Genomic DNA, 21,621 nt, shown 5'->3' with positions numbered 1-21,621 from the left:
CCGGAAGTATTTTGATGCGTGGAGGAAGATTCTTAATCTCACGTTCATTGACAATTCTCTCTGGGTCTGCAATAATGGGGTTAGACCCTTTGAAATGAAGCATTTCAGGAGGACCGCCATGCTACCGATCAAATTTGTCACAGACTCCGCCGCCGACATCCCCCGCGCCCTGCGGGAGGAACTGGGCATTCAGGTGCTCCCCTTCCCCATCGCCATGGGGAACAAGGAGCTCCAGGACGGCTATGATTTTACCCCTGAGGAGTTTTATCCCATGCTCCTCTCGGCGGCTCAGATTCCCACCCACGCCCAGCTCAACCCCTTTGTCTTCAGCCAGTGCTTTCAGGAGGCGTTTCAGGAGGGGTGCCGCTGCCTGATCTATACCGCCATCAACGCCAAGGGCTCTGCTACTTATCAGAACGCCGCGCAGGCCCGGGAGGAGTTCTATGAGGACTATCCGGAGGCAAAAGAGACCTTTCACATCCATATTCTGGACTCCCGTACCTACACCATGGGCTACGGCTGGGCGGTGGTCCAGGGGGCCAGAATGGCCCGGGACGGTGCGGACGAGGGGGAGGTCGTGGCCTATATCCAGGACTGGATCGATCACGCCCGGGTGATCTTCGCCCCCCTGGACCTGCGCTTCGCCAAGAAGTCGGGCCGGGTGTCCGCGGCGGCCGCCTTTATGGGGGACGCCCTGGGGCTCAAGCCCATCATGACCTTTGAGAACGGGGACTCCAAGGTCCTCTCCAAGGTGCGGGGGGAGAAAAATGTGGTCCCCGCCCTGCTGGAGCTGTGCCGGAAGACCCGGAAGCCCGGGACCCCCTATCTGGTTATCGAGGGGAACAACCGGGAGCAGGCCGCCCGCCTGGAGGCGGAGAGCGGGAAGGCGCTGGGCGAAAGCGCCGAGATGACCTATTCCATCGGCGGCGTCATCGCCATCAACGCCGGGCCCAATCTCATCGGCCTGGTCTATCGGGAAGAGTAAGCCAAGCGATACAGCGGCCCCGGCCCGGAGTTTTCGGGACGGGGCCGGTCTGCATGCCGGGCCGGCGGTGCGTCCGCCGGATAGAAAGGAAGTCAGATCCCAATGGAGGAAAGGAAGCTCTCCTGGCCGGAGCGGGGCAAGCTGTGGGCCAGGCTGGGAATCCGGTTGGCCCTGCTGGTGCTGGCCCTGTGGCTGCTGCAGGCGGTGGGGCTGCCCCTGCTCTCTCTGTTCGCACCCTTTGTGGCCGCCCTCATCACGGCGGCCATTCTGCATCCCCCCATCCGGTGGCTGCAGCGGCGGCTGGGCGTGCCCCGGAAATTTTCCACCCTGCTGATTCTGCTGCTGCTGTTCGGCCTGCTGGGGGCGGGGATCGGCTATCTGGGGTACGCCGGGGGCGTGGAGCTGGTGGCCCTGGTGCAGAACTGGAACGGCCTGCTGGAGAACCTGCAGAGCACCCTGGATCAGATCGAGATCATGTCCGCCCAGCTGTGGAGGCTGGTGCCGGCCCAGCTCACCGCCGCGGTGGAGTCGGTGACCCAGGGGTTCATGGAGTGGCTGAGCAGCGCGATGCCCAACCTACTCAACGCGGCGGTGGAGTATACCACCGACAAGGCCAGAGGGGTGCCGGATGTGGTGCTGGCCCTGATCATCTATATTATGGCCTGCTACATGCTCACGGTGGACTACCCCTATCTCCGCAGCCAGGCGGTCCAGCACACCCACCAGCGGCTGCTCCATTTTTTGAAGCAGGTGCGGGACACCGCCCTGGCCGCCTTTGGCGGCTATCTCCGGGCGGAATTCCTGCTGTCGGTGGTGGTGTTCTTCATCCTGCTGGTGGGCTTCTTTGTCATCGGGCAGCCCTACGGCCTGCTTCTGGCCCTGGTGCTGGCCGTCATGGACTTCATCCCCATCATCGGGGCCGGGACGGTGATGGTCCCCTGGGCGGTCGTCGACCTGTTTATGGGGAACTACTTCCACGCCGTCCAGCTCATGGTCATCTGGGGCGCCATCGCCCTGTTCCGCCGGGTGGGGGAGCCCAAGTTTGTGGGCGACCAGACCGGGCTGTCCCCCATCGCCTCCCTCATCAGCATCTACATCGGCTGGCGGCTGGCCGGGGTGCTGGGCATGATCCTGGGGCCCACCATCGCCCTGATCGCCCTGAACCTGATCCGGCTGGGCATCTTCGAGGGGGTGCGCCTGGACCTGGCCGCCGCCGCCGAGGACATCATGGCCGTCCTCCGGGAGCGCCCGCCCCGCAAGGAGGAGTAGAACTGTGGGGGCTTCAGGGATGCCCCTCCCGTAGGGCAGAGGCCCCGCAGGCGGGTGAGGGCACCCGCCCATACGGCATAAACAAACCGTCTTCATAGCTGGGACCATTCCCCTCATCCGGCCCCTTCGGGGCCACCTTCCCCTAAAGGGGAAGGCTTTTTGCGGGGAAGGCGCATGCGAGCGACCGCAAGGGTCGCCCCTACGGCGAACCACGGCCCCTTCCGAGATACGACGGGAGGGGCAAGCCCCTCCCCTACGGGGTTTAAGAATACCTCTCATGGTTTGGGTAGGGGAGGCCCTTGGGCCTCCCGCCAGGATTTACACCGAGAGCGTTGGCTGGGAAACCCAGGCGCAGTCTGAAAACCGCAGTAAAATCAAATTTTGTACACCCAGGGCCCCAGTGGGCCCGGATTCAAACGCACCCAAGCACTCCTGATTTTGCGCGCCGGAAATATTTTGCCTACTTCAAGGGGTAACCCACGTAAATGGGGTCCGGGGAAAGGCGACTATGAGCACGAAGTGCTCATCTGGAGCCGGTCCCTATCCCCTCTGTCCCTTCGGGACATCTCCCCTTGATAAGGGGAGTCGGCCCCGGGGCGTTTTGCCCAATCCCTCGTTACTCCCGGCGAAGCCCAGCGAAGCGGGTTCGCCGGGAAGAGGAGGAGCAAGGGAACGAACGCAGTTTTCGCCGCCAGGCGGAAACGGAGTGGAGTGGACTTTGCGACGACGAGCCGCCATGGGCAAAGTAGGTCGCCGTCCGCAGGCGGCGAAATCCCCTATGAAACGAAGCCCCCTGCGAAGCGGGCACCGAGTCGTGGCCCAGGCCAGCTTCTTTGACCCTGCTGGGCAATTCATCTTCTCGCACCCTACGGAGAAACCGAATCTCTCGTTTCCCGCCCGCCTATTTCTAACTACGCCGGAGCGCAAAATATAAGGAGAGGACCGCCCGCAGGGGGCAGCCCTCTCCATTTTCATTTTACAATCAAATTATTTGACATCCGGGTGGAACTGCTTACAGGTACACTTCTTCAAGGCGCGGGCGTTTTCTGCGGAAAACGCGGCGCTTCGCGCCAGGCCGCGCCTTCCGGGGGGCACTAGTTCCCCCCGGAGGCCCCCCTCCACTCGACCAGGGGACGGGAGATTTTTACTTCACATCCGGGTGGAACTGCTTACAGGTACACTTTTTCCACTTCAGGCCGCTTCCGCAGGGGCAGGGATCGTTGCGGCCGATCTTGATGACCTTCCGCTGGGGCCGCTGCTGGACGGTGCCGTCGCCGGCGCCGGACTCGCCGGTGACCTTGGCCACCCGCTCCCGCTTGACCTCTTGGTTCTGGCGCAGGCGCACCAGGAACAGGCGGCGGAGGGTCTCCTCCTGGATGGCGGCGATCATCTGCTCGAACATCTCGTAGCCTTCCTTTTTGTAGGCCACCACCGGGTCGGTCTGGGCGTAGCCCCGCAGGCCGATGCCCTGCTTCAGGTCGTTCATGGCGTCGATCTGGTCCATCCAGTACTCGTCCACCACCCGGAGCATGAGCACCCGCTCCAGCTCCCGCATGAGGGGGGAGCCGAACTCCTGCTCCCGGGCGGCGTAGACCTCCTTGGCCTTGCCCACCACCAGGTCCACCAGCCCGTCCTCGTCGTACTGCTGCAGCTCCTCGTCGGTGAGCTCCAGCTCGCCGGGCTTCAGGAACATGTTCCGGAACTGGGCGGTGGCCTCCCGGAAGTCCTCGGCGGACATGTGCTTCTGCTCGCCCAGGTGGCCCCGGATGGCGTTTTCCACCGTGTTGTGGAGCATGTTCTGGATGGAATCCTGCAGGTCCTCCCCGTCCAGCACCTTCCGGCGCTCCTTGTAGATGACCTCGCGCTGGGTGTTCATCACGTCGTCGTACTGGAGCACGTTCTTCCGGGTCTGGAAGTTCCGGGACTCCACCTGCTTCTGGGCGTTCTCAATGGCGTTGGTGAGCATCTTCTGCTCGATGGGGGTGTCCTCGTCCACACCCAGCTTCTCCATCATGCCCATCACCCGCTCAGAGCCGAACAGGCGCATGATGTCGTCCTCCAGGGACAGGTAGAAGCGGCTCTCGCCCGGGTCGCCCTGACGGCCGGCACGGCCGCGCAGCTGGTTGTCGATGCGGCGGGACTCGTGGCGCTCGGTGCCCAGGATGAACAGGCCGCCCACCTCACGGACCTTGTCCGCCTCCGCCTTGATGGACTCCTTGTACTTGGCCTCCGCGTCGGCGTACTGCTTCCGGGCGTCCAGGATCTCCTGGTTGTCGGTGTCGGCGTAGCCGGTGGCCTCGGCGATGAGCTCGTCGCTCATCCCCGCCTTCCGCAGGTCGGCCTTGGCCAGGTACTCCGCGTTGCCGCCCAGCATGATGTCGGTGCCGCGGCCGGCCATGTTGGTGGCCACGGTGACGGCCCCCAGCTTGCCGGCCTGGGCCACGATCTCCGCTTCCTTCTCGTGGTTCTTGGCGTTCAGGACGTTGTGGCGTATGCCCCGCTTCTTGAGCATGTCGGAGAGCTGCTCCGACTTCTCGATGGACACGGTGCCCACCAGCACGGGCTGCCCCTTCTCGTGGCACTCGGCGATCTGGTTGACCACCGCACGGAGCTTGCCGGCCTCGGTCTTGTACACCACGTCGTGGTGGTCCACGCGCTGCACCGGCTTGTTGGTGGGGATCTCCACGATGTCCAGCTCATAGATGGTGCCGAACTCCTCCTCCTCGGTCATGGCGGTGCCCGTCATGCCGGAGAGCTTGTCGTACAGGCGGAAGTAGTTCTGGAAGGTGATGGTGGCCAGGGTCTTGGACTCGTTGGCCACCTCCACGTGCTCCTTGGCCTCGATGGCCTGGTGGAGGCCCTCGTTATACCGGCGGCCGAACATGAGGCGGCCGGTAAACTCGTCCACGATGATGACCTGTCCGTCCTTCACCACATAGTCGATGTCCTTCTTCATCACCCCGTGGGCCTTGATGGCCTGGTTGATGTGGTGGGAGAGGGTGGTGTTCTCCGGGTCGGCCAGGTTCTCGATGTTGAAGGCCTGCTCGGCCTTGGCGATGCCCCGGGCGGTGAGGGTGGCGGTGCGGGCCTTCTCATCCACGATGTAGTCCGCGTCGATGTCCGGGTCCTCCTCCTCCTTGGCGTCCACCTTGGCGATGCGCTGGCACTTCAGGCGGGAGACGAACTGGTCCACCAGGGTGTAGAGCTGGGTGGACTTCTCCCCCTGGCCGGAGATAATCAGGGGGGTGCGGGCCTCGTCGATGAGGATGGAGTCCACCTCGTCCACGATGGCGAAGGAGTGGCCCCGCTGGACCAGCTCCTGGGCGTAGATGGCCATGTTGTCCCGCAGGTAGTCAAAGCCGAACTCATTGTTGGTGCCGTAGGTGATGTCGGCGGCGTAGGCGTCCTTCTTGGCCTGTCCCATCACCCCGTGGATGACCAGGCCCACAGTGAGGCCCATGAAGCGGTACACCTTGCCCATCCACTCCGAGTCGCGCTTGGCCAGGTAGTCGTTGACGGTGACGATGTGCACGCCCTTGCCCGACAGGGCGTTCAGGTAGGCGGGCAGGGTGGCCACCAGGGTCTTGCCTTCGCCGGTCTTCATCTCGGCGATGCGGCCCTGGTGCAGGATGATGCCGCCGATGATCTGCACCGGGTAGGGGCGCATGCCCAGCACCCGCCAGTCGGCCTCCCGGCAGGCGGCGAAGGCCTCGGGCAGGATGTCGTCCAGAGTCTCGCCCTTCTGGAGGCGCTCCTTGAATTCACCGGTCTTGGCCTGGAGCTCGTGGTCGCTGAGGGCCTTGTACTCCTCCTCCAGAGCCAGGACCTTGTCCACCAGAGGCATGATGGCCTTGACCTCCCGCTGGGAGCTGGTGCCGAAGATCTTTTTGAATACGTTCATATCGCGATACACCTCAATGCTGATGCTGATTTGTCCAATATATCGGGGAAAAACGGCGCTTCCGCGCACGATCATCTTAGTATACCACATCCCACTGGGAGAAAAAAGAGTAAATTGTAAACTTTCCCCCACACAATTTCCAATTTTCCAGGGGAGAACTCCGGATTTTCCACCGGAGATGTATAAATGTTCGCCAGGGGTTGACAAACTTTGCCCGCTGTGGTACCGTATCAGAGACAAGTGAACCGAACAAAGGAAGCGCGCAGGAAAACAGCAGGGCGTCAGCCCGCTTGCCGAAGGAGTAACACTCTCAGGCGTTCCCCTGGAACGAGGACTGTGCGTGGATGTGACTCTGGAGAAGCTCGACGATTCGGGTGCCGAAGGTGCAACGCGGTCTTGGGTACAGGCCGCCAATCTCTCAGGCAAAAGGACAGAGACGAGGAAGCAAAACGCCCCTGTGCGCGTCTTTGACGCGGGCGGGCGCGTGTTTTTTCGCCCAACGACCGGACCGCGGAGCCACCCGCGGTCCGTTTTTTGTCCGGGAAAGGAAAAGGAGAAGAGAGATATGGACATGAACCAGTTGGCCGATCAGGTCAGCAATCTGGCAGACTTTGTGTGGAACGGCCTGCTGCTCTACCTGCTGGTGGGCACCGGCATTATTTTCACCATCCGCACCCGTTTCATTCAGGTGCGCAAGTTCGGGACCGGCTTTAAGCGCCTGTTCGGCAGCATCAACCTCAACGGAGAGAAGGCGGGCAAGGAGGGCATGAGCTCCTTCCAGGCCGTGGCCACCTCCATCGCCGCCCAGGTGGGCACCGGCAATATCACCGGCTGCGCCACCGCCATGATCTCCGGCGGACCGGGGGCCATCTTCTGGATGTGGGTGGCCGCCTTCTTCGGCATGGCCACCATCTACGGCGAGGCCTGCCTGGCCCAGAAGTACAAGACCACCGACGAGACCGGCCATGTGATCGGCGGCCCGGTGTACTACATCCGGCAGGCCTTCAAGGGGACCTTCGGCAAGATCCTGGCGGGCTTCTTCGCCCTGGCCATCATCTTCGCCCTGGGCTTCACCGGCAACATGGTCCAGTCCAACGCCATCAGCAACGCCTTCCGGGAGGCCCTGAACGTGCCCACCTGGATCGTGGGCGTGATTCTGGCCCTGGTGGCCGCCTTCATCTTCCTGGGCGGCGTCACCCGCATCGCCTCGGTCACCGAGAAGCTGGTGCCCATCATGGCCGCCTTCTATCTGGTGGGCGGCCTGGTCCTCCTCATCGCCAACATCACCGCCCTGCCCAACGCCCTGCGGATGATCGTGGTAGGCGCCTTTGATCCCCAGGCCATTGTGGGCGGCGCCGCCGGCATCGGCGTGCGGGAGGCCATGCGCTTCGGCGTGGCCCGGGGCCTGTTCTCCAACGAGGCGGGCATGGGCTCCACCCCCCACGCCCACGCCATGGCCAAGGTAGAGAAACCCCAGGATCAGGGCATTGTAGCTATGATCTGCGTGTTCATCGACACCTTCATTGTCCTCACCATGACCGCCCTGGTGATGCTCACCAGCGGCGCCCTGAACGTGAACAACATGGCGGAGAACCCCGCCGCCGAGAACATGGCCCAGGTGGCCTTCACCACCGTGTTCCAGGGCTTCGGCAACCTGTACGTGGCCATCTGCCTGCTGTTCTTCGCCTTCTCCACCGTCATCGGCTGGTACTTCTTCGGCGCCCAGAACGTGAAGTACCTGTTCGGCGTCAAGGCGGTGAAGGTGTACGCCTGCATCGCGGTGGTGTGCGTGGCCCTGGGCTCCATGCTGGAGGCCCCCCTGGTGTGGAACCTGTCCGATCTGTTCAACGCCCTGATGGTGTTCCCCAACCTGATCGCCCTGCTGGCCCTGTCCGGCGTGGTAGCCAAGATGGCCCGGGAGGACGACCACGACCTGCGGCGGTAACGCCCCGGCATTTCCTGAACACCCCAACAGTAGCGGCCCCGCCGGCTCAGCTTGTCAAAAAACGCTGTTGAGTAGAACTCGCCTCAGTTTTGGCGGGGGAGCTCGAGGGGGCGGCAGCCCGCCTCGAGTGGGATTGAATGCCCTGAATGCCTTGCACAGCAAGGCGTTCAGCGAGCGCAGCGAGGACTTTTGCGCCGCTGCGGGGCGCAAAAGTAACGGCATTTTTGCAGGCTGTCGGAAAAGTCCTTGGACTTTTTTGACAGCCTGAGCGGCCCCGCCGGTTCAACCGGCGGGGCCGCTGTTTATTCCAGAGGCAGGTAGAGGGAGAAGGTGCTGCCCTTCCCGGATTTGGAGGACAGCTTCACATAGCCCCCCTCCCGGGTGAGGATGCTCCGGGTGAGAAAGAGCCCTAGTCCTAACCCCTCCTGGTCCCGCACCCCCTCTCCCCGGTAGAAGCGGCTAAAGATCCGGGCCTGCTCCCCCTCGGGGACGCCGGGGCCGGTGTCGGACACCTGGATGCAGCAGAACAGCTCGTAAAAGACGGCGGACAGGGCCACCGAGCCCCCGGGGGGCGTGTACTTCACCGCGTTGTCCACCACGTTGCCCAGGGCCTCGGCGGTCCACTTCTGGTCGAACCGGGCGCTGCCCTGGGCGGGCTGCACGGTGAGGGAGATATTTTTCTCCGCAGCTGCCCCAGCGTACTGGGCGGCCGCCTCCTCCAGCAGGGGGCCCACCGGGTGGAGGGCGGGGGTGAGGATGAGAATCCCGCTGTCCAGCCGGGAGGACTTCACCAGGGTTTCGATGAGAAACCGCAGCTTTTCCGCCTGGGCCTGGACCGCCCGGGCCTGCTCCCGCTGCTCGGGAGGGAGAGGGCTCTCCGCCAGCAGGGAGGAGTACAGCAGCAGGGCGGCGATGGGGGTCTTGGTCTGGTGGGAGATGTCCGCGATGAGGGCGGCGATCTTGCCCCGCTCCTCCGCCAGGCCGCGGGCGGAGGCGGCGGAGCCGTTCAGAAACCGGGCCAGCTTGGCCTCCAGGGCGGAGGGGGCCGACTCGTCGAAGGTGGTCTCCTGAAACTGTCCCTCCAGGGCCCGGTCCAGCATGCGGTCCATCTGGACCAGCTGCCGCCGGGCCCGGAGCCGCTGGATCAGCCCGAAGAGCACCCCGCCCCCGGCCAGGAGCAGGAAGAACACGGAAAATCCGTCCATCATCAACCCTCCGCCCACACGTAGCCCACCCCGTACACCGTGCGGATGGGGGCCTCCCCCAGCTTCCGGCGCAGCCGGTTCACCGCCACCGACAGGGCGTTCTCGTCCACAAACTCTCCCCCGTCCCACACCCGGTCCAGCAGCTGCTCCCGGGTGAGGGTCTGGCCCCGGTGCTCCGCCAGCAGCCGCAGCAGCCGCTGCTCCGTCTTGGACAGGTCCAGGGGGACCCCGTTTTTGGTGTAGACCATCCGCCCGAAGTCAAAGACGTAGGGGGGCAGCTCCAGTACCGGGGCGGCGGGCCGGGAGCGCCGCAGCAGGTTGTTCACCCGGGCCCGGAGCACCGCCAGGGAACAGGGCTTGGTCACATAGTCGTCCGCCCCCAGCTCCAGCCCCAGCACCTGGTCCACCTCCAGGTCGTTGGCGGTGAGGATGAGCACCGGCAGGGGGGAGGCCGCCCGCAGCCGCCGGAGCAGGTCCAGCCCATTGCCGTCGGGCAGGTTCAGGTCCAGGATGACCAGCTGGGGCGGATGGGCGGCCAGGGCCTCCTCCGCCTCCCGGAGGGTGTGGCACTGGGTGAACTGCCGCCCCGCCTGGTCCAGGGCCAGGCGGATGCCCTGGCTCAGGGCCCGGTCGTCCTCCACAATCAAAATATGGTCCACGGGACCCACCTCGCTTCCAATCAGATGTCCGTATTGTACCACGGGGTCAGAAAAAGAAAAAGACCTTGTCAAAGGGGGCCGCCCGGGGTAAGATAACGGCAGAAGCGAGAAAAGGAGCGAGCGCAGTATGGAAGTGCTATCCCCATTGCAGCCCAGGGCTGTATTTCATTATTTCGAGGAGCTGTGCGCCATCCCCCACGGCTCGGGGAACACCAAGGCGGTGAGCGACTGGTGCGCCGCCTTTGCCAAGGCCCGGGGGCTGGAGTACCACCAGGACGCCCTCAACAATATCATCATCATCAAGGAGGCGGCCCCCGGCTATGAGGGGGCGGAGCCGGTGATCCTCCAGGGCCACCTGGACATGGTGTGCGAGAAGGAGCCGGGCTGCCCCAAAGACCTGGAGCGGGAGGGGCTGGACCTGGAGGTGGACGGGGACTTTGTCACCGCCCGGGGGACCACTCTGGGGGGCGACGACGGCATCGCCGTGGCCATGGCCCTGGCCCTGCTGGACGCCCAAGACATCCACCACCCCCGCCTGGAGGTGGTCCTCACCGTGGACGAGGAGGTGGGCATGCTGGGGGCGGCCGCCCTGGACGCGTCCCCCCTGCGGGGCAGGACCCTCATCAATCTGGACTCGGAGGAGGAGGGGGTGTTCACCGTCAGCTGCGCCGGGGGAAACCGGACTGAGTGTGTTCTTCCTGTAAAGCGAGAACCCTTTGCAGGAACGAGGATGACCATTTCGATGGGCGGCCTGACGGGGGGACACTCGGGGACTGAGATCCACCGGGGCCGGGCCAACGCCAACGTCCTCCTGGGCCGCTGCCTGCGGGCGGTGTCCGCCCGGACCGAGCTGCGCCTGGGAGAGGCGGCAGGGGGCAGCAAGGACAACGCCATCCCCACCGAGAGCCGGGCCCAGATCGTGGTGTCCGATGAGGCGGCTGCCCGGGCCGCCCTCCGGGAGCTGGAGGCCAACCTGCGGCGGGAGTACCGGACCACCGACCCGGAGCTGTTTCTCCGGGCGGAGCCCTCCCAGTGGGAGGGGAGTCCCATGGACCGGGCCAGTACAGAGCGGGCGGTGTGCCTCCTCACCTGCCTGCCCAACGGGGTGCAGGCCATGAGCGGGGACATCCCCGGCCTGGTGCAGACCTCCCTGAACCTGGGCATCCTCACCACTGGGGCGGAGGAGCTGCGGGCCTGCTTCTCGGTGCGCAGCTCCCTGGGGTCCCAGAAGGAGGCCCTGAAGGACCGGCTCACCTGCCTCACCCAGGCCCTGGGGGGCAGGACCCAATACTCCGGGGACTATCCGGCCTGGGAGTACCGGGAGGAATCGCCCCTCCGGGACCGGATGGTCCAGGTGTTCCGGGAGCAGTACGGGCACGAGCCCAAGGTGGAGGCCATCCACGCCGGGGTGGAGTGCGGCCTGCTGGCGGGGAAGATCCCGGGCCTGGACTGCGTGTCCATCGGCCCCGACCTGCTGGAGATCCACACCCCTCGGGAGCGGATGAGCATCTCCTCCGTCCAGCGGGTGTGGGCCTTCCTGCTGGAAGTTTTGAAGCGGAGCAAATAAAAAACGAAACGCGGACCTTGGATGTTCCAGGGTCCGCGTTTCGCCGGTGGAAAACCTGTGCGGAACAGAATCTGTTTGAGTCTGGACGGGACTTACCGCTCGCCGGGCCGGTCCCCCAGCAGGCTGCGGCTCCACATGAAGTCAATGAGCTTCTGCTGTACGGGATTGGCGCGGCGCTTCAAGTAGGACAGATAGATGGGGCGCGTGGCCATGGGGTCGCGGAGCTGGTAAAAGACCACGCTGTCGGTGGGCGTCACATACTCGGGGATGGTGGAGCGCAGGAAGGAAACCCCCTGTCCTTCACAGACCAGGTAGTAGGCGGTCATCATCTGGGTGAGAAAGACCGAGGTCTTGGGGGTGAAGCCCGCGTTCCGGCACAGCTCCATGCTCCGGTCGTAGAGGTCGTTGCCCCTCTGGAGGAGCAGGAAGGGCTCCTCCCGGAAGGCCTGGAGGGGGACCGGGGGCTTTTTGCGGCCGGGCTCGTTGCGCTTGAGCAGTTCATCAAAGGAGTAGCGGTACTCCGCCAGTTCCCGGTTGATGGGGAGGCGGGCCGGGACTGCCAGCACGATCTCCTCGGTACACCAGGCCACCGACTGGATCTTGGGGTCCTGGAGGGGCTCCGCCTCCAGGAAGAAGTCCAGCTTTCGCTCCAGCAGCTTCTCCGACAGGGCGGCGCTGCTCCCCTCGGTGAGGGTCAGGGTGATCTGAGGGTTCTGCTCCCGGAACTCCTGGAACAGCCGGGGGAGCACATAGGTGCAGAAGAACATGGAGCTGCCGATGTGCAGTTGGGTGTCCGGGCCGCTGAGGGCGGCGAAGTGCTCCCGCATGTCCTCCTCAATGGCCATGACCTTCTCCACCTGATGGATGTAGTACTCTCCGGCGGGGGTCAGGGAGATGGGGTTGGTGCTCCGGTCAAAGAGGGGGGTCTTGATCTCCTGCTCCACTTTCTTCACCACCGAGCTGAGCCAGGGCTGGGAGACGAAGAGTTTTTGGGCGGCCTTGGAGAAGCTGTGCTCCTGGTAGATGGCGTAGATGTACTCCTTGTAGTTCAGCATGAGCGCGCCCCCTATAAGCAAAACGATATGAGCTCTTAAACACTTACGAATTTTACAAATCCGGCGGGTTCCGGTAAAATTATAGCAGAAAGCCGGACAAGCGGCAAGGCGTCCGCCCTGAAGCGGCCGCGGGACCGTCCGGTATCCGTCGGTTATATCTGCGCGCAGGCGTCAGGAAAGGAAGCGGAATGCGTATGAACTATCACATTGCAGCCCGGATGGACCGGATGGCCCCCTCGGGCATCCGGAAGGTAAACGAGAAGGCCCTGGCCATGGAGCGGGCGGGGGAGCGGGTGCTCCACTTTGAGATCGGCCGCCCCGACTTCGACACCCCGGAGTACATCAAAAAGGCGGCCAACGAGGCCCTGGCCCAGGGAAAGGTCCATTACACCTCCAACTTCGGCACCATGGAGCTGCGCCAGGCCATCGCCGGCAAGCTCAAGCGGGAGAACCACATCGACTATACGGCCTCCGAGGTGCTGGTTACCGTGGGATTGTCCGAGGCGGTGTTCGCCGTGCTGGCCGCTCTGCTGGACGAGGGGGACGAGATCCTGGTGCCCGACCCGGTGTGGCTCAACTACATCAATGTGCCCAACCTGCTGGGGGCCAGGGCCGTCACTTACAGCCTGAAAGAGGAGAACGGCTACCAGATGGATTTCGGGGAGATTCGGGCCAAGATCACCCCCAGGACCCGGGCCGTGGTCATCGTCACCCCCAACAACCCCACCGGCGGCGTGCTGGAGGAGGATGTGCTCAAGGAGCTGGCCTCCATTGTCCAGGAGCACGACCTGATGGTGATTGCCGACGAGATCTACGAGCGGCTGGTATACGATGGGGCCAAGCACGTGAGCATCGCCTCCCTCCCCGGCATGAAGGAGCGCACCTTCACCATGAACGGCATGTCCAAGGCCTACGCCATGGACGGCTGGCGGCTGGGCTATGTGGCCGCTCCGGAGGAGTACATCACTGTGATGAACAAGTTCCACCAGCACAACACCACCTGCGCTCCCAGCTTTGTCCAGGCGGCCGCCGTGGCCGCCCTCACCCAGGAGGGGGACGAGGTGCAGGAGATGGTGAAGGAGTACCAGCGCCGCCGGGACTACGCAGTGAAGGCCATCAACGACATCGACGGCATCCGCTGCCTGTGCCCCAAGGGCGCCTTCTACATCTTCATCAACTGCAAGGAGCTGGGAAAGTCCTCGGCGGAGCTGTCCCAGTATTTCCTGGAGGAGGCCAAGATCGCCCTGGTGCCCGGCGACGTGTTCGGCCCCGGCGGGGAGGGCTATCTGCGCATGTCCTTCGCCGCCAGCTATGAGAGCATCGTGGAGGGGTGCCAGCGCCTGAAGCAGGCGGTGGAGAACTTGAAAAAGTGAGGAACTTCTCCATTGCCCCGGCGCGGCCGGGGTGGTAAGATAAAAACAGAGGACTTCGCCCGGCGGCGGGGGACCCCCGCCCCGCCGGACGGCTGAAAAAGGAGAATCGTTATGCGTCTGGCAACCATCAAGTTAAACGGCAAAGAAATTGCCGGTATCGTCACGGAGTCCGGCATCCTGCCCATCGCGGCCCTGAACGCGGCCAAGGGCACCGCCTGGAGAGAGGAGATGTACGAGCTGATCTGCGCCCAGCAGGTGCCCGGCCTCACCAGGTGGTACAACGAGGGCGGGAAGGACGAGCTGGAGACCATCCCCGGCCTGGTGCCCCAGGACCAGGTGGAGTACGCCCCCCTGTACCGGAACCCCCGGCGAATCTTCGGGATCGGCCTGAACTACGCCGAGCACGCGGGGGACATCGGCAACGCCCCTCCCCAGGGCTTCCCCGGCAGCTTCTTTAAAATGGCGGACACCCTCATCGGCCCGGGGGACGAGATCAAGCTGCCCACCCTGAAGGAGGCCCAGAAGACCACAGCCGAGGCGGAGCTGGGCGTCATCATGGGCCGGGACTGCCGGGACGTGGCCCAGGAGGACTGGCAGAGCGCCATCGTGGGCTACACCACCATCCTGGACATGACCGAGGAGTCCATCCTGAAGGGGAACGACTACCTCAGCGGCAACCCCCGGTACCTGTGCATCGTGAAGAACTTCCCCACCTTCTTCTCCTTCGGTCCCCAGCTGGTCACCCCCGACGAGGTGCCCGACGTGCTGAAGCTGGAGGTCCAGTCGGTGCACAACGGGGAGATCCACGCCAAGAACACCGTGGACCACATGACCCACAAGCCGGACCGGCTGGTGTCCCTCCACAGCAGTATCCAGGGCTGGTACGCCGGCGACGTGCTGGCCACCGGCACCCCCCGGGCCTTCCCCATCCAGGACGGGGACGTGGCCGAGTGCCGCATCGTGGGTCCGGACGGATTCGCCATGGAGCCCCTGGTGAACCCGGTGGTGGATTTGAAGAAGCACCCGGAAAAAGCGTGATACTGTTACCTTTTGTGAGGAGGTTTTTACTATGAAAGCGACGTTTGTTCTGACCCCGGCGGAGGCCCGCCGCCTGATTGCCAAGGCCGTGATCCAGATGCCCGAGTTCCAGAGGGCATGGAAGGACGCCTACGTGATTCTGGCCGGCGGCACCACCAACGCCTTCATCGCCCAGGAGCTGCTGAACGACCCGTCCATCGAGCCCGGCCGCTGCACCGTGGGCCTGAGCTGTGAGGGGCTGCTGTGCGTCACCGAGCCGGAGAGCCGCAAGAGCTTCCCCAACGTGTTCTACAAGGGGCAGCCTGTGGACAAGAAGATCGACGAGGCCCTGCAGGACTACCACGCCGACACCGTCATCCTCAAGGGGGCCAACGCCTTCGACCTGGAGGGCCACGTGGGCGTCATCACCAGCGGCTTCAACGGGGGCACGGTGCCCAACTTCATCGGGTACATGACCTCCAAGGGCCTGAAGTGGATCTGCCCGGTGGGCTATGACAAGCTGGTGTCCTCCGTGCCGGCGGCCAGCCGGGCCCTGGGCGGGGCCAGCCGCATCGACATCTCCCTGGGGGCCGACCCGGGCATGTACTGCCTGTCCAGCGCGGACATCGTCACCGAGGCGGAGGCCATCCGGATGATGTTCCGCTGTGAGGCCAAGGTGGTGTGCGCCGGCGGCATCGGCGGCAACGAGGGGGCCCACTACTGGGCGGTGGACGGCGAGGAGGCCGACATCAAGGCCCTGGTGGACTACCTGGAGCGGAACGTCAAGGGCGAGCCCGCCATTCCCGGCAACAAGGGCAACTGCTCCAACTGCCGCTACCCCGGCTGTAAGTACAACAATAAACCCCTCCCCGACTGGATGAAGCGCCGGGGCATTGAGAAGTAAAACGCCTGATATTGCAAAAGAGAAGCCGCCCTGGACGTCTGTGCGTCCGGGGCGGTTTTTGTGGGGGGCGGGCCCGAATGGGGAGGGGACTTGCCCGTGCCCGGGGATGGGTGTATGATAATCCGGTGAAAACAGAAAAGGAGGCGGCGGCATGAAGCGAGGAAAGACGCTGCTGGCCCTGTTTTGGGAATTTTTTCAGTTCGGCAGTTTTACCTTTGGGGGCGGCTGGGGCATTGTGGCCCAAATGCAGCGGCTGTATGTGGAGAAGCGAAAGACCATCACCGGGGAGGAGCTGCTGGACATCACCAGCGTGGGCCGCAGCCTGCCCGGCACCATGATCGGCAACGTGGCCATGCTGTACGGCAACCACGCGGCGGGGCTGGCCGGGGGCGTGGTGTGTCTGGTGGCTATGATCCTGCCCCCGTTTATGATTCTGAGCGTGCTCACCCTCTGCTACACCGCCGTGCGGGACAACTACTGGGTGATGGCGGCCATGACCGGGGTGCGGGCCGCCATCGTGCCCATCATGGCCTCCGCCGCCCTGAATCTGGTGAAGGGTGCCTTCCGGTATCCACCCTGTGTGGCGGTGGCGGCGGCCTCCTTCGCCCTGTACCTGATCTGGGACGTGAACTGTGTGTTCCTGGTGCTGATGGGCATTGCCGCCGGACTGGCCATCTGCGAAGTATATGAGCGGAGAGGAGGGAACGGCGATGGTGCTGCTTGAGCTGTTCTGGAGCTTTCTGAAAATCGGGTTCACCAGCTTCGGCGGGCTGTCCATGATCCCCCTTATCAACGACGAGGTGCTCTCCCACGGCTGGATGACCGCCAGCGAGGTGGCCGACATTGTGGCCATCGCCGAGATGACCCCGGGCCCCCTGGGCTTCAACTGCGCCACCTTCGCGGGCATTCAGGCGGCGGGCATCCCCGGGGCCATCGCCGCCAATCTGGGGGTCATGTCCCCCACCCTCACCCTGTGCGCCGGGGCCGCCGTATTTTTTGAGCGGGTGAAGGGCAACAAGTACATGGAGCACATCCTGGTGGGGGTCCGCCCCGCCTGCCTGGGCATGGTGGTGGGGGTGACCTGCTCCATGCTCACCAACTACCTGGGGGCCTCCGGCCAGGTGAGCCTGCCGGCGGTGGGCATCGGGGTGCTGGATCTGGTATTGCTCCTGAAGGGAAAGCAGAGCGTCCCGGTGGTCATCGGGATCAGCGCCCTGCTGGGGCTGCTGTGTTTCGGCGTTTTGGGCTGGCAGTAGCCCGCCCGGCGTGGTATAATGGCGGCGCCAGAACAGCTTGAGACAGGAGGCGGACGATATGGTGCCCAGCTATGAGACCATGGGGGACTGGCTGGAGGAGATCTCCCAAAAATTCCCGGACGCGTTTTTTGAGGAGTTGGACGGGGGCATCCAGCTGGAGGAGCAGGCCCTCCCCGACCCGGAGTTTCCCCCGGGAGAGATGTACATTATGGGGGAGTACTGCCACGACATGCTGGGGCGGTACATCGTATTGTACTACGGCTCCTTTGCCGCCCTCCTGGCCGGCGAGGACGAGGAGACCTGGAAGGACGAGATCTTCGCCACCGTGGCCCACGAGTTCACCCACCACATGGAGGACACCGCCGGCCTCCACGCACTGGACGACAAGGACACGGAGTTCCTCCGCCAGGCCCGGGAGGCGTACGGGGAGGGGGAGCCGTGAGCGATTCGCTGGAGCGGGATCTGACCCGGTGCCTCCAGGGGGAGGGGGAGCTGCGGGAGCGGGAGTACGCCGCTCAGGTGCTGGCCGGGGGCGATTTCTCCCACCTGGACTGCGTGCAGGTGGTGTTCCGTGGCTGCCGGTTGATGGGAGTGGACTTCAGCCGCAGCTTTTTTGACCGGGTGCGCTGGGAGCGGTGCGACCTGTCCGGCTGCCGCTTTTCCGAGTGCTCCTTCCGGGAGGCGGTCTTTCTGGACTGCCGGGGGGAGGGGTGCGCCTTCGCCCAGAGCGCCTTCTCCCACACCCGGGTGGAGGAGGGCTCCTGGCGGTACGCCAACTTTGCCAAGACCAGCTGGAAGACGGGACTCTTTCAGGACTGCCGCCTGACCCAGGGGGTATTCTCCCAGGTGCGGCACCGGAACCTGGCCTTCCGCCGGGCGGACCTCACCGGGGCGGACTTCTTCCAGACCTCCCTGCGGGGGGTGGACCTGTCCACCTGCGAGATCCGGGGGCTGACCCTCTCCCAGGACCACCAGGAGCTGCGGGGGGCCGTCCTGGCCCTGGAGCAGGCCCCGGACGTGGCCGCCCTGCTGGGGGTCAAATGGGTGTAAAAAAATCGGGGGGCTCAGACGTTCGGTCTGAGCCCCCGCTGCTTTATGCTTATACTTTTGCAGGCAGGGAGTCGTCCTCCCGCACCCAGTCCTCCACATGGACCACCCGGTAGTCCCGCTCGCCGCTGCGGATGACCACCCGGTCGATGCCCGCGTTGATGATGACCCTCCGGCACATGGAGCAGGAGGTGGCGTCGTGGAGGAGCTCGCCGCTCTTGGCCTCCCGGCCCGCCAGGTACAGGGTGGCCCCCAGGGTGTCCCGACGGGCGGCGGAGATGATGGCGTTCATCTCCGCGTGGACGGAGCGGCACAGCTCGTACCGCTCGCCGCTGGGCACCTGCATGGCCTCCCGGGTGCAGCAGCCCAGGTCCATGCAGTTCTTCCGCCCCCGGGGGGCGCCGTTGTAGCCGGTGGAGACGATCTCATCGTTTTTCACGATGATGGCTCCGTAGCACCGGCGCAGGCAGGTGGACCGCTCCAGCACCGTCTCGGCGATGTCCAGATAGTAATTCTCTTTGTCGATGCGCTTCATGGAAGGGCCCTCCCAGCCTTGTTTTTTGCCCTAAGTATACCGGATTTCCCTCCGAAAGGCAAGGGGGGAGCCGAGGGGCTATCCGCCCGGGTGGAACATTTTGAGGGGAATTGTCCCCCTCCGGGGCACAATTTACACTTTGTTTACGATTGATTTCTTGACGAGTTTTTATTTGCGCAGTATCATATTTTTCAGAAAAAGAAATGGTTGAGCCGGGTGTCTGTTCCGCTTACCCCGCGCGAGGAGGCTCTCTATGATCCGCAATGCACTTCAGCGGTTTATGTACGGCCGCTATGGAAATGATCAGCTGAATACCGCCCTGCTGATTTTATATGTGGCGCTGTATGTGCTCTATTTCCTCACCAGGATTGAACTGTTCTACTGGATCTCCTTTGTGGCGATCCTGTTTGCGCTGTTTCGGATGCTCTCCCGGAACCCGGCCCGCCGCCGGGCGGAGAACGCCAAATTCCTAAAGGTGGCCGGACCGGCCATCCAGTGGTTCCGGCTGCGCCGCACCATCCACCGGGACAAGGAGCACTGCTACTTCAAGTGCCCCAACTGCGGCCAGCAGCTCCGGGTGCCCCGGGGCAAGGGGAAGATCACCGTCACCTGCCGCAGCTGCGGCGCCGTTTTTGAGGAAAAAAGCTGAATACCACAAAAACCGCCGGAGCGATTTGCTCCGGCGGTTTTCTATCCTGGGAACCGGTTTCACCACAGCTGCTCCACCTGGGTGCCGGTGTAGTACCAGGTGAGGATCTCCTCAAAGGAGCTGCCCGCCTTGGCCATGGCGTTGGCCCCGTACTGGCTCATGCCCACCCCGTGGCCGTAGCCGGTGACCGAGAAGGTGAAGTTGGTCCCGTCCCAGCCCACGGTGAAGCAGGCGGAGCGCAGGCCGAACAGGGTGCGCACCTGACCTCCGGTGAGGGTGACGCCCCCCACCAGGACGCTGGACACCGTGCCCCCTTCGTTGACGGCGGGAGTTCCGAACCAGACGGAGGGGTCGCCGGACAGGTCTGCCCCGGGGTAGGAGGCCAGCACCGTCTCCCGCACCTGGGCGGCGGAGAGGACCGCCTGACTGTGGTAGTTAGGGACCTCCTCCCCCTCGGGGCTCTCCACGCTCTGGAGGTAGTCCACCTGGTTCCCCCACACCTCCACCGCATCCACGGTGCGGCCCGGGGCGGAGGAGAAGAACACCGCCTGGATGGGCTCCCCCTGATAGAGGACCCCCAGGCCGTCGGTCCCGGCGATGGCCTCCTCGATTTTCTGGGCGTAGGTCTGGGCGCTCACTCCCCAGCGGCTCTCCGCCGTCTCCCGGGGGACGTAGGCCTGGCAGCAGTTGACGTCGGTGCACACGTCGGCCTCCGGGTGGGCGCCGGTGGTGTGCTCCTGTTTCCGGACGGTGTAGGTGCGGGCGGCGCAGGCCTGGGCCTTCAGGGCCTCCTCCTCAAAGGCGGCGGGCATCTCCGCCGCCACCACCCCGAACAGGTAGTCGGACATGGACAGCTCCGCCACCGTGCTGTCCGCCTGCTGGAGCTTCACCATCCGGCTCTTGTCCCGCTCCCCCGAGGCGGTCTGCACCGCCCGGTGGATGGGGAGGGTGCCGGTGGGCAGCTCCTCCGCCGTCTCCCCGGAGCCGGGGGGCGGTACGGTGAGCAGGGGCAGGAGGAACAGGACCACAGACAGGATGAGTCCCGTCCCAGCCGCCCGCCGGGCGGGGGAGCCTGTCCCGCGGCTTCCAGAGTCCCTTCTTCGATCCCGGTATGCCATCCCTCTGCCCCCTCTCTCAAATTGCCGGCCGCCGGGCCGCGCTCACAGACAGAATATGCTGCCGGTTGGCGGGGTATGTCCGCCGGAAGCAAAAAGCCTTTGCGATTTCCCGTTGGATACACTATAATGGTGGGAGATGTGATTTCGATTTCCAAGGAGGAGAGGCACCATGCTGCTGAATGTGCTTGCGGTGGGGGACGTGTGCGGAGAGGGGGGCCAGGATATCCTGGCCCGCCGCCTGAAGGAGCTGAGAGAGGCGGAGGACATCCACTTCACCGTGGTCAACGGGGAGAACGCCTCGGTGGTGGGCATCACCCCCCGGCAGGCCCGGGGGCTCTATGACGCCGGGGCCGACGTGATCACCCTGGGCAACCACACCTGGAACCGCATTCAGATCGCGGATTTTCTGGAGAAGGACCGGTACATTCTCCGCCCGGCCAACTACGCCGGCCGGGTGCCCGGCCGGGGCTTCGGGATCTACGACGGGCCCCGGGGGCTGAAAATCGGGGTGATCAACCTGATGGGCCGCCTGGAGCTCAACGCCAATCTGGACAGCCCCTTCAAGCAGGTCAACCAGATCCTCCGCCGGGAGGACATCCAGCAGTGCGACGTGGTGCTGGTGGATTTCCACGCCGAGGCCACCAGCGAGAAGGGGGCCATGGCCTGGTACCTGGACGGGCGGGTGGAGGCCGTCTGGGGCACCCACACCCACGTGCCCACGGCGGACGGGCAGATCCTCCCCAAGGGGACCGGGTTTCTCTCCGACCTGGGGATGACCGGCCCACGCCTGTCCATTCTGGGGGTGAAGCCGGAGCTCTCCCTGAACCTGTTTCTGGGCGGCCTGCCCAAGCGGTACGAGGAGGCGGAGGGCCCCTGTAAGATCAACGCCTGCAAATTTGTCATCGACACCGAGACGCATCAGTGCGTGGAGGTGAGGCGGGTGGATCTGTTGGAGTGAGCCGTTTTTTTCATTAGGCAGGGGGATTTCACCGCCCCCTTAAAGCCTTCCCCCTGGGGGGAAGGTGGTCCCGAAGGGGCCGGATGAGGGGGCAGATTTCGGATACCTTGTAGGGCGCGACGACCTCGGCGCGCCGTTTCGGCGGTTTTTCGCGGGGGATTTCGCCGCCTGCGGGCGG

The 21,621-nt window shown here is 64.5% G+C and carries 19 protein-coding genes and 2 riboswitches; of the genes, 13 read left to right on the top strand and 6 right to left on the bottom strand.

Annotated features, from left to right (window positions below; all coding sequences use genetic code 11):
• Window positions 1–118 precede the first annotated feature (118 nt).
• Together B5F19_RS09855 and ytvI are read left to right on the top strand one after the other, a co-directional pair.
• Window positions 119–985 (top strand): DegV family protein, encoded by an 867-nt coding sequence (locus B5F19_RS09855; protein WP_162612560.1) that lies wholly within the window; start codon window positions 119–121, stop codon window positions 983–985.
• A 102-nt stretch (window positions 986–1,087) separates the two neighbouring features.
• Window positions 1,088–2,254 carry a sporulation integral membrane protein YtvI gene (gene ytvI, locus B5F19_RS09850; protein WP_087290049.1) on the top strand — a complete coding sequence of 389 codons (1,167 nt, stop codon included), beginning with the start codon at window positions 1,088–1,090 and terminating at the stop codon, window positions 2,252–2,254.
• Window positions 2,255–3,398: 1,144 nt separating this feature from the next.
• Here the strand turns inward: ytvI and secA are convergent.
• Window positions 3,399–6,155, bottom strand: a complete 2,757-nt coding sequence (gene secA / locus B5F19_RS09845; protein ID WP_087290101.1) for a preprotein translocase subunit SecA — start codon at window positions 6,153–6,155, stop codon at window positions 3,399–3,401.
• Window positions 6,156–6,408: 253 nt separating this feature from the next.
• Window positions 6,409–6,502, top strand: a riboswitch (glycine riboswitch).
• Window positions 6,503–6,599, top strand: a riboswitch (glycine riboswitch). It abuts the riboswitch before it with no gap.
• A 127-nt stretch (window positions 6,600–6,726) separates the two neighbouring features.
• Here secA and B5F19_RS09840 point away from each other — a divergent pair.
• The gene (locus B5F19_RS09840) at window positions 6,727–8,100 is read left to right on the top strand and encodes a sodium:alanine symporter family protein (protein WP_087290099.1); all 1,374 of its coding nucleotides are present in this window, start codon (window positions 6,727–6,729) and stop codon (window positions 8,098–8,100) included.
• A 302-nt stretch (window positions 8,101–8,402) separates the two neighbouring features.
• Here the strand turns inward: B5F19_RS09840 and B5F19_RS09835 are convergent, their stop codons facing one another.
• Together B5F19_RS09835 and B5F19_RS09830 are read right to left on the bottom strand one after the other, a co-directional pair.
• The gene (locus B5F19_RS09835) at window positions 8,403–9,305 is read right to left on the bottom strand and encodes a HAMP domain-containing sensor histidine kinase (RefSeq protein WP_087290047.1); all 903 of its coding nucleotides are present in this window, start codon (window positions 9,303–9,305) and stop codon (window positions 8,403–8,405) included.
• A 2-nt stretch (window positions 9,306–9,307) separates the two neighbouring features.
• Complete coding sequence (locus B5F19_RS09830) at window positions 9,308–9,964, bottom strand: response regulator transcription factor (RefSeq protein ID WP_087290045.1); 657 nt, start codon at window positions 9,962–9,964, stop codon at window positions 9,308–9,310.
• Between the two features lie 127 nt (window positions 9,965–10,091).
• Here B5F19_RS09830 and B5F19_RS09825 point away from each other — a divergent pair, with 127 nt between their 5' ends.
• On the top strand, window positions 10,092–11,531 hold the full coding sequence (locus tag B5F19_RS09825; RefSeq protein WP_087290043.1) for an aminoacyl-histidine dipeptidase: 1,440 nt from the start codon (window positions 10,092–10,094) through the stop codon (window positions 11,529–11,531).
• Window positions 11,532–11,623: 92 nt separating this feature from the next.
• On the opposite strand, the gene B5F19_RS09820 is transcribed toward B5F19_RS09825, so the two are convergent.
• Window positions 11,624–12,586: a LysR family transcriptional regulator gene (locus tag B5F19_RS09820; RefSeq protein ID WP_087290040.1), complete on the bottom strand. Its 963-nt coding sequence runs from the start codon at window positions 12,584–12,586 to the stop codon at window positions 11,624–11,626.
• A gap of 194 nt (window positions 12,587–12,780) precedes the next feature.
• Here B5F19_RS09820 and B5F19_RS09815 point away from each other — a divergent pair, with 194 nt between their 5' ends.
• The 7 genes from B5F19_RS09815 (at window position 12,781) to B5F19_RS09785 (ending at window position 18,186) form a co-directional block, all read left to right on the top strand.
• Complete coding sequence (locus B5F19_RS09815; RefSeq protein WP_087290038.1) at window positions 12,781–13,959, top strand: pyridoxal phosphate-dependent aminotransferase; 1,179 nt, start codon at window positions 12,781–12,783, stop codon at window positions 13,957–13,959.
• 111 nt (window positions 13,960–14,070) lie between these two features.
• A complete protein-coding gene (locus B5F19_RS09810) occupies window positions 14,071–14,997 on the top strand; it encodes a fumarylacetoacetate hydrolase family protein (protein ID WP_087290036.1) in 927 nt (308 codons plus the stop codon).
• 31 nt (window positions 14,998–15,028) lie between these two features.
• On the top strand, window positions 15,029–15,880 hold the full coding sequence (locus tag B5F19_RS09805) for a hypothetical protein (RefSeq protein WP_087290035.1): 852 nt from the start codon (window positions 15,029–15,031) through the stop codon (window positions 15,878–15,880).
• 151 nt (window positions 15,881–16,031) lie between these two features.
• Window positions 16,032–16,604 (top strand): chromate transporter, encoded by a 573-nt coding sequence (locus B5F19_RS09800; RefSeq protein WP_087290033.1) that lies wholly within the window; start codon window positions 16,032–16,034, stop codon window positions 16,602–16,604.
• Window positions 16,591–17,136, top strand: coding sequence for a chromate transporter (locus B5F19_RS09795; protein ID WP_087290029.1), 546 nt, complete (start codon window positions 16,591–16,593; stop codon window positions 17,134–17,136). The genes B5F19_RS09800 and B5F19_RS09795 overlap by 14 nt, the downstream gene beginning before the upstream one ends.
• Before the next feature lie 58 nt (window positions 17,137–17,194).
• Window positions 17,195–17,578 (top strand): metallopeptidase family protein, encoded by a 384-nt coding sequence (locus B5F19_RS09790; RefSeq protein WP_087290027.1) that lies wholly within the window; start codon window positions 17,195–17,197, stop codon window positions 17,576–17,578.
• A complete protein-coding gene (locus B5F19_RS09785) occupies window positions 17,575–18,186 on the top strand; it encodes a pentapeptide repeat-containing protein (RefSeq protein ID WP_087290025.1) in 612 nt (203 codons plus the stop codon). Before B5F19_RS09790 ends, B5F19_RS09785 begins: the two co-directional genes overlap by 4 nt.
• 49 nt (window positions 18,187–18,235) lie before the next feature.
• Here the strand turns inward: B5F19_RS09785 and B5F19_RS09780 are convergent, their stop codons facing one another.
• On the bottom strand, window positions 18,236–18,718 hold the full coding sequence (locus B5F19_RS09780) for a deaminase (RefSeq protein WP_087290023.1): 483 nt from the start codon (window positions 18,716–18,718) through the stop codon (window positions 18,236–18,238).
• A 253-nt stretch (window positions 18,719–18,971) separates the two neighbouring features.
• On the opposite strand from B5F19_RS09780, the gene B5F19_RS09775 reads away from it, so the two are divergent.
• Window positions 18,972–19,367 carry a hypothetical protein gene (locus B5F19_RS09775; RefSeq protein WP_087290021.1) on the top strand — a complete coding sequence of 132 codons (396 nt, stop codon included), beginning with the start codon at window positions 18,972–18,974 and terminating at the stop codon, window positions 19,365–19,367.
• Between the two features lie 59 nt (window positions 19,368–19,426).
• Here the strand turns inward: B5F19_RS09775 and spoIID are convergent, their stop codons facing one another.
• Window positions 19,427–20,485: a stage II sporulation protein D gene (gene spoIID / locus B5F19_RS09770; protein ID WP_087290019.1), complete on the bottom strand. Its 1,059-nt coding sequence runs from the start codon at window positions 20,483–20,485 to the stop codon at window positions 19,427–19,429.
• A gap of 169 nt (window positions 20,486–20,654) precedes the next feature.
• On the opposite strand from spoIID, the gene B5F19_RS09765 reads away from it, so the two are divergent.
• Window positions 20,655–21,443, top strand: a complete 789-nt coding sequence (locus B5F19_RS09765; protein ID WP_087290016.1) for a TIGR00282 family metallophosphoesterase — start codon at window positions 20,655–20,657, stop codon at window positions 21,441–21,443.
• Window positions 21,444–21,621: the final 178 nt, after the last annotated feature.

The organism is Pseudoflavonifractor sp. An184, assembly GCF_002160305.1.
In the GTDB taxonomy this organism is placed as follows: Bacteria; Bacillota; Clostridia; order Oscillospirales; family Oscillospiraceae; genus Lawsonibacter; species Lawsonibacter pullicola.
The sequence above is the reverse complement of the archived record's forward strand: the minus strand, read 5'-3'. Positions and strand labels throughout refer to the sequence as shown.